The sequence below is a fragment of the Kitasatospora arboriphila genome (assembly GCF_039528095.1).
Taxonomy (GTDB): domain Bacteria; phylum Actinomycetota; class Actinomycetes; order Streptomycetales; family Streptomycetaceae; genus Kitasatospora; species Kitasatospora arboriphila.
On sequence record NZ_BAAALD010000133.1, the window covers coordinates 271 to 8,115 of the forward strand.

Below are 7,845 nucleotides of genomic sequence, written 5' to 3' on the forward strand. Positions count from 1 at the left end.
GGGCCCGACCTCCCCGGGCGGGCCGGGGGGGGGGGGGGGGCCGCCGGGGCCGGGGCGCCGGCGGAGGGGTCGCCGGAGGGGGCCGCGGGCGCGGCGGAGGCGTCCTCGGGCCGCTTGACCGGCGGGCTGTCCTGGGCCTGGCCGGGCTTGCCGAGCACCTTGCCGTCGTCCTGTAGGAAGGCCGGGCCGCCGCCGGGCACCATGCCCAGTTCGCGGGCGCGGCGGGCCAGTGCGTCGGGGGCGGCGTTCTGGTCGATCTGCGCCTGCAGGCCCTGCTTCTCGTCGGTGAGGTCGGTGGTCTGCTTCTTCAGCCGGGACAGCTCGAAGGAGCCCTCGTTGAGGGCGGTGTTGAGCATCAGCAGGCCGAGCAGCCCGGCCGAGAGCAGCACCACGATCAGCACGGCGAACGGTGTCCGTCCGCGGACCGACCGGGACTGCGGACGGGCGGTGATCCGACCCCGTCCCGCCTGCCCGGGGAGCGCGCCGCTCCTCCGGGTCCGACCGCCCCGCCCGCCCGCGGGCAGCAGGGGCCCACCGCCGGCCACCGGCACCGCGCCCTCCCTCTCGCCGTTCCTCGCTCGCCGTCCGCCCCGGTCAGCGCCGGGTCGCCCTGATCCTCTCCGCCACGCGGAGCCGGACGGGCGCGGCGCGCCGGTTCTCCTCGATCTCCGCCTCGGTGGCCAGCACCGCGCCGCGGGTGTGCAGCTTCAGCCAGGGCTGGTGCTCCTCGGGTACGAACGGCAGCCCGGGCGGGGCGGTGGACGTGGCGCCGGCCTGGAAGTACTGCTTGACCAGGCGGTCCTCCAGGGACTGGTAGGACATGACCACGATCCGGCCGCCGACCGCGAGGCGTTCCAGCGCGCCGGGGATCGCCCGGTCCAGCACCTCCAGTTCCCCGTTGACCTCGATCCGCAGGGCCTGGAAGGTGCGCTTGGCCGGGTTGCCGCCGGTGCGCCGGGTCGCCGCCGGGATGGCGTTGCGTACCAATTCGACGAGACGCGCGCTGGTGGTGAACGGTTCCTTCTGCCGTTCGCGGACGATCACCGAGGCGATCTTCCCGGCGAACCGCTCCTCGCCGTAGACCTTGAGGATCCGGGCGAGGTCGCCGTGGCTGTAGGTGTTGAGGACCTCGGCCGCGCTCAGCCCGCGGGTCTGGTCCATCCGCATGTCGAGCGGGGCGTCCTGGGCGTAGGCGAAGCCGCGGTCGGCCTCGTCGAGCTGCATCGAGGAGACGCCGAGGTCGAACAGGACGCCGTGCACCTCGGGGATGCCGAGGTCGTCGAGGACCTGCGGGATCTCGTCGTACACGGCGTGCACCAGGGTGGCCCGGTCGCCGAACGGGGCCAGGCGCTCGGCGGAGAGCCGCAGCGCGGCCGGGTCGCGGTCGACCGCGACGAGCCGGGCCCCGGGGAACTGGGTGAGGATCGCCTCGCTGTGGCCGCCGAGGCCGAGGGTGGCGTCGACCACCACGGCGCCGGGGGCACCGGCCGCGGGGGCCAGGGCGTCCATGCAGCGCTGCAGCATCACGGGGACGTGCTTGGGTGCCGGACTCTCGTTGCTCATTGCGCGGTGGCGACCTTCCTCGGTGCGGCCGCCCGGGCCCGGACGGCTGGCCCCATTCTCGCCCACCGCCGGAGCGGCTCCGGCCGCCGGGCCGGGACCGCCCGCGTGCACACGGCCCGCGGTCCCCGCCCGCTCGCCTGGGGAAGGAGTGACCGCCCGGCACCGGGGAAGGTGCGCCAGGTGGCACAGGAGCGGGTGGAGGCCGCGGGCCGCGTACGGGGAGCGCCCCCTCGCCGGCCCGGGGGCGTCGGCGGGGCGCCGGGGCAGTGCTCCACTGCGCCGCCAGACTATCGCCCGCTCACGCCGAGTCAACGCTCCCCGACGGAGCGCCACCCGGGCGGCGGTACGGCTCCGCGCAGGTCACGGGTGCCGCGGGCGCGGCGGGCCGGCCGGGCGCACCGACGCGGTCCGCGCCGGGCATACCGGGCGGAACGGTGCAACCCGCCCGGCCTGCGGCGCAGCGGGGCTATGGACTCGATCACAGCCCGCGGCCGCCCGCACCACGGCGCCGGGATTCGGATTACCTTCGTCACCATGACAGTGACCCCCGACCGGCCCGTGCCGAACGCCGCTGCCAGCTCCGCCTCCGGCATCATCGACCGCTTCGTGGCGTCGAACCGCGAGTACGCGGTCGACTTCCGCGACGGCGGCATGGACGCCCGCCCCGTGCAGAAGGTCGCCGTGGTGGCGTGCATGGACGCCCGTCTCGACCTGTTCGCCGCCCTCGGCCTGGAGCTCGGCGACGCCCACATCATCCGCAACGCGGGCGGTGTCGTCACCGACGACACCATCCGCTCGCTCACCATCAGCCAGCGCGCCCTGGGCACCCGCTCGGTCGTGCTGATCCACCACACCGGCTGCGGCCTGCTCGGCCTCACCGAGGACTTCCGCCGGGAGCTGGAGGCCGAGGTCGGCCAGCGCCCGCAGTGGGCGGTGGAGGCGTTCGTGGACCTGGACGGCGACGTCCGCCAGTCCATGCAGCGGGTCCGCACCTCGCCGTTCGTGCCGCACACCGACGACGTCCGCGGCTTCGTCTTCGACGTCCACACCGGCCTGCTCCGCGAAGTCGACTGAGCCTGACGTTCCGCGTCCGCCCCGCCCGGGGCGGACGACCCGCTCCGACCCGGCCAGCGTCGTCCGGGTCCCCTTCCCGCGCCCGGGGCTCCCGCCCCCGGGCGTCGGTGGTGCCGGGACGAACCGGGACACTGCACGCGTCTCGCCCGCCCGAGTGACTTCCGGCCGCACGACAGGGAAGAATGCCCGTGCAGGCCCGGCCCCGATCCACCGGGGCGGCCCGCCGCACGCCCACCGCCCGTGCCACTCCTCGACGGACTCGCACGCCCGCCCGGGCGGTGCGCCATCGGTCGGCCGGCAACCTGAGCCGGCACAAGTGGTCCACATGGGAGCGAACGGGTGACGACCTACAACACGCAGGGCACGGCGGGCGCGACCCGTTCCGACGGTTTCGCGGCGCGCAGGCCCGCGGGGCTCCAGGAGCTGGGCGCGGTGGCCGAGCGCATCCGCGCGTCGGTGGAGAGCGTCATCGAGGGCAAGCCGGAGGCCGTCCGGATCGCGCTGACCGTGCTGCTGGCCGAGGGCCACCTGCTGCTGGAGGACGTGCCCGGCGTCGGCAAGACCATGCTCGCCAAGGCACTCGCCCGGTCCGTGGACTGCACGGTGCGCCGTATCCAGTTCACCCCGGACCTGCTGCCCTCCGACGTGACCGGCACCAACGTCTTCGACCAGCACCAGCGGGACTTCGAGTTCCGGCCGGGCGCGATCTTCGCGCAGATCGTGGTCGGCGACGAGATCAACCGGGCCTCGCCGAAGACCCAGTCGGCGCTGCTGGAGTCGATGGAGGAGCGCCAGGTCACCATCGACGGCACCAGCTACGAGCTGCCCTCGCCGTTCATGGTCGTGGCGACCCAGAACCCGGTCGAGATGGAGGGCACCTACCCGCTGCCCGAGGCGCAGCGGGACCGCTTCATGGCCCGGGTGTCGATCGGCTACCCCAGCCCCGAGGCCGAGTTCGCGATGCTGGACGTGCACGCCGGCGCCAATCCGCTGGAGGACCTGCAGCCGGTGGCGCACGCCGCCGACATCCTCAAGCTGATCGAGGTGGTCCGCTCGGTGCACGTCGCCGACGCGGTGCGCCGCTACGCGGTCGACCTGGTCGCCGCCACCCGTTCCCACCCGGAGCTGCGGCTCGGCGCCTCGCCGCGCGCCACCCTGCACCTGGTGCGGGCGGCCCGCGCGGCCGCCGCGCTGGAGGGCCGCGACTACGTGGTGCCGGACGACGTCCAGGGGCTGGCCGTGCCGGTGCTGGCGCACCGCCTGCTGCCGACCGCCGAGAGCCGGATGAACCGGCGCACCGCCGAGCAGGTCGTGCTGGACCTGGTCGCGCGGCTGCCGATCCCCCGTCCGCAGGGGCGCGGCTGACGTGGCCGCGGGCGAGAACCCTCCGCCGCAGGCCGGGCAGGCGCCGCACGGACTGCGGGCGGGGCTGCACGGGCTGACCACCCGGGGGCGGTCCTTCCTCGCCGCCGGGATCACCGCCTCGCTGTGCGCGTACGTCTTCGGGCAGGACGCGCTGCTGCGGGTCGGTGTGCTGCTGGCGGCGCTGCCGCTGGTCTCCGCGCTCTGGCTGCTGCGCACCCGCTACCGGGTGGCGGGCGGCCGCCGGCTGTCCCCGCACCGCACCCCGGCGGGCCACGAGGCCCGGGTGCACCTGCGGCTGGACAACGTGTCCCGGATGCCCACCGGCGTGCTGATGCTGGAGGACCGCGTCCCGTACGTGCTCGGGCCGCGGCCGCGGTTCGTGCTGGACCGGGTCGAGTCGCACGGCTACCGCGAGGTGTCCTACCGGGTCCGCTCCGACCTGCGCGGCCGCTACCCGCTGGGCCCGCTGCAGCTGCGGCTGTCCGACCCGTTCGGGATGTGCGAGCTGGGCCGCTCGTTCAACGCCTCCGACGTGCTGACGGTGGTGCCGCAGGTCGTGCCGCTGCCGCCGGTGCGGCTGCCGGGCGAGCGGGCCGGGCACGGCGACACCAACGCCCGGGCACTGGCGCTGGCCGGCGACGACGACGTGATCCCGCGCGAGTACCGGCACGGCGACGACCTGCGCCGGGTGCACTGGAAGTCCACCGCGCGGTACGGCGAGCTGATGGTCCGCCGCGAGGAGCAGCCGCTGCGGGCGCACGCCGCGGTGCTGCTGGACACCCGGGAGATCGCGCACCGCGGCTCCGGGCCGGGCTCGTCCTTCGAGTGGGCGGTGAGCTGCGCGGCGTCCGTCGGCGTCCACCTGGTCGACCGCGGCTACCGGACGCGGCTGGTCACCGACACCGGTCGCGCGGTGCCGTCCGCGGGCAACCCGGCCGCGACGACGCCCGCCGAGGCGAACGGGCTGCTGCTGGACGAGCTCGCGGTCGTCGACCACTCCGACGGCGGCGGGCTGGCCCGCGCCGAGGAGGTGCTGCGCGGCGGCGAGGGCCTGCTGGTCGCGATCGTCGGCTCCCTCGACTCCGAGCAGCTGGAGCGGCTGTGCGGGCTGCGCCGCCGGGCCGCCGGCGCGGTGCTGTTCCTGCTGGACACGGCGACCTGGGCGGGGCTGCGGCACCTGCTGCCGGACGCCTCCGACGGCGACTTCGAGGAGCAGCAGAAGATGCTGCGGCGGGCCGGCTGGACGGTGCTGCCGGTGAAGGCCGGCGCCTCGCTGCCCGAGCTGTGGCGTTCGGCCGACCGCACCGAGCAGTCGAGCCCCTACCGAGACGAGGTCGGCGCGTGACCACCCGGGCCCGTTTGACGATCAGCGCGGCAACGGCGACGGCGCTCACCGCACTGTGCCTGCTGCCGCTGATCACCACGCACGGCTGGTTCGTGCAGGCCGTCCTGCTGGTCCTGGTCGCGGCCGGGGCCGGCACCGGGCTGCGCCGCCTCGCCGTCGCCGGCTGGGCGGTCACCCCGCTGCAGCTGCTGATCGTGCTGTACGCGCTGATGCTGCTGTCGGTGCGCCGGTCGATGGCCTGGGGGCTGCTGCCCGGCGGCCGGGCGCTGGACGCGCTGAGCGGGCTGCTCACCCAGGCCGGCACGGACCTCGGCCAGTACGCGGTGCCCGCGCCGGACACGGCGGGCCTGCGGCTGGTGCTGGTCGGCTCGGTCGCCCTGATCGCGGTGCTGGTGGACGCGCTGGCGGTGACCCACCGGCGGGCGGCGGCGGCCGGTCTGCCGCTGCTGGCGCTGTACTCGGTGGGCTGCGGCCTGTCCGGGGTGGGCTCGGGTTCGTGGATCTGGTTCCTGCCCGCGGCCGGCGGCTACCTGCTGCTGCTGCGCGCCGAGGGCCAGGACCGGCTGTCGCGCTGGGGCCGGGTGTTCAGCGGCCGGGGCAAGGCGACGAACACGCCGCCGGTGCACAGCGGGCACCGGGTCGGTGTGATCGCGCTGGTGCTGGCGGTGGCGGTGCCGGCGTTCCTGCCGCAGGCGGGCCTGGGGCTGGTCGGGGCGATCGGCGGCAGCGGCGGTTCGGGCTCCGGCAGCGGGTCCGGGTACCGGGTGACCTCGCTGAACCCGGTGGTGGCGCTGACCGAGAGCCTGCACCGGACGGACGCGGTGCCGTTGCTGCAGTACCGCACCACCGCGCAGTCCGTCGGCGAGATGTACCTGCGGATCGGCGCGCTGGACGAGTTCAACGGCGTCGACTGGCGGTTCTCCCCGCAGAAGCTGCAGCAGCGGCCCGAGCCGCTGCCGAAGCCCGCGGGCCTGTCCTCGGCGGTCGCGGTCACCCAGGCCGACACCCACGTGGCGATCTCGCAGAACCTGCGGACCGACTGGCTGCCGCTGCCGTACCCGGCGAACTCGGTGAAGGTGCAGGGCAACTGGCGGTACGAGCCGGAGACCCGCACCGTGGTCGGCGCGGACGGCCAGAAGACGGACGGCCTCACGTACGACGTGACCAGCCTGGACGTGCGGCCGACCGCCGAGCAGCTGCGCTCGGCCGGCCCCGTCCCCGCCGACCTGCCCGGGCGCTACCTGCAGCTGCCGGACTCGCTGCCGGCGCAGGTGGCGAGGACGGCGCAGGAGGTGACGGCGGGCAAGGACAACGCCTTCGACCGCGCGGTGGCGCTGCAGGACTGGTTCACCTCGCCGCAGTTCCACTACGACACCGACATCGAGGCCGGCACCGGCAGCACCGCGATCCTGAAGTTCCTCCAGGACCGGCGGGGCTTCTGCGTGCACTTCGCGTCGACCATGGCCGCGATGGCCCGCACCCTGGGCATCCCGGCCCGGGTGGCGATCGGCTTCACGCCGGGCAGTTCCAGCGACGGCTCGGTGTACGTGGTGCGGTCGACCAACTACCACGCCTGGCCGGAGCTGTACTTCGCGGGCACCGGGTGGGTGCGCTTCGAGCCGACGCCGTCGGCCGGGCAGGGCGCGATCGTGCCGAGCTACACCCGGCCGGAAACCGCCCCGTCCGCCGGGGCGACCACGGCGCAGCCGACCGACGAGCCGAGCGACGCCGCGTCGGCCTCGCCGGGTGCGACCAACAGCTGCGGCGGCGGCCACCGCGCGGAGGACTGCGCGGACCAGCAGACCGCCGCGGACCAGGCCGTGCACGGCGAGCCGTGGTGGCTGTCCTGGCGGGCGCTGGCGACGTTCTCGCTGGTGGCGCTGGCCCTGGTGCTGCTGGCGGTGCCGGCGCTGTGGCGGGCGAGGCTGCGGCGGCGCCGGCTCGGCGCCGGACGGCACCTGGCGGGCGCAGACCGCACGGAGCTCACCGACGCGCAGGTGCTGGCCGCCTGGCAGGAGCTGATCGACTCGGCCTGGGACCTCGGCATCCCGCCGGACGACGCCAGTACGCCGCGCCGCACCGTGGCGCGGATCGCGCGGCTCGGTTCGCTGGACGTCGAGGCGCAGGCGGCCGCGGGCCGGGTGGCGCTCGCCACCGAGCAGGTGCTGTACGCCCGGGAGACCGGACCGGTGCCACCGCTCGGCGCGGACGTGCTCGCGACCCGGGAGGCGCTGCGGGCGTCGGTCGGCCGGTACGGCCGGCTGCGGGCGGTGCTGCTGCCGCCGTCGGCGGTGCGCCTGTGGTGGCGGGCCACCGAGCGGGTCGGCGCGGTGCAGCAGGCGGTGCGCGGCCGCTTCGACACGGTGGCGGGTGCGGTGCGCACGGCCGTCCGCCGGGTGCTGCGGCGTCCGCCTGAGGAGGACGGCCGGTCCTGACCGGTCCCGCTCCCGGTCCGTCGGACGACGGGGGGGGGGGGGGGGGGGGGTGGGGGGGGGGGT

At 75.8% G+C, this 7,845-nt stretch carries 5 protein-coding genes and 1 pseudogene; 4 read left to right on the forward strand and 2 right to left on the reverse strand.

Annotation, left to right across the window (positions count from 1 at the left end; all coding sequences use genetic code 11):
- Positions 1 to 356 (reverse strand): annotated as a pseudogene (ftsL, locus tag ABD353_RS40730) (cell division protein FtsL); the annotation flags it as partial.
- Between the two features lie 238 nt (positions 357 to 594).
- Positions 595 to 1,563, reverse strand: a complete 969-nt coding sequence (gene rsmH / locus ABD353_RS36440; protein ID WP_344628011.1) for a 16S rRNA (cytosine(1402)-N(4))-methyltransferase RsmH — start codon at positions 1,561 to 1,563, stop codon at positions 595 to 597.
- A gap of 534 nt (positions 1,564 to 2,097) precedes the next feature.
- Here rsmH and ABD353_RS36445 point away from each other — a divergent pair.
- The 4 genes from ABD353_RS36445 to ABD353_RS36460 all read left to right on the forward strand — a co-directional run bounded on the left by ABD353_RS36445 (position 2,098) and on the right by ABD353_RS36460 (position 7,782).
- On the forward strand, positions 2,098 to 2,637 hold the full coding sequence (locus tag ABD353_RS36445) for a beta-class carbonic anhydrase (protein WP_344628012.1): 540 nt from the start codon (positions 2,098 to 2,100) through the stop codon (positions 2,635 to 2,637).
- Positions 2,638 to 3,060: 423 nt separating this feature from the next.
- Positions 3,061 to 4,002 carry an AAA family ATPase gene (locus ABD353_RS36450; protein WP_344628022.1) on the forward strand — a complete coding sequence of 314 codons (942 nt, stop codon included), beginning with the start codon at positions 3,061 to 3,063 and terminating at the stop codon, positions 4,000 to 4,002.
- Position 4,003: 1 nt separating this feature from the next.
- Positions 4,004 to 5,347 carry a DUF58 domain-containing protein gene (locus ABD353_RS36455; RefSeq protein WP_344628013.1) on the forward strand — a complete coding sequence of 448 codons (1,344 nt, stop codon included), beginning with the start codon at positions 4,004 to 4,006 and terminating at the stop codon, positions 5,345 to 5,347.
- On the forward strand, positions 5,344 to 7,782 hold the full coding sequence (locus ABD353_RS36460; protein ID WP_344628014.1) for a transglutaminase TgpA family protein: 2,439 nt from the start codon (positions 5,344 to 5,346) through the stop codon (positions 7,780 to 7,782). The genes ABD353_RS36455 and ABD353_RS36460 overlap by 4 nt, the downstream gene beginning before the upstream one ends.
- Positions 7,783 to 7,845: the final 63 nt, after the last annotated feature.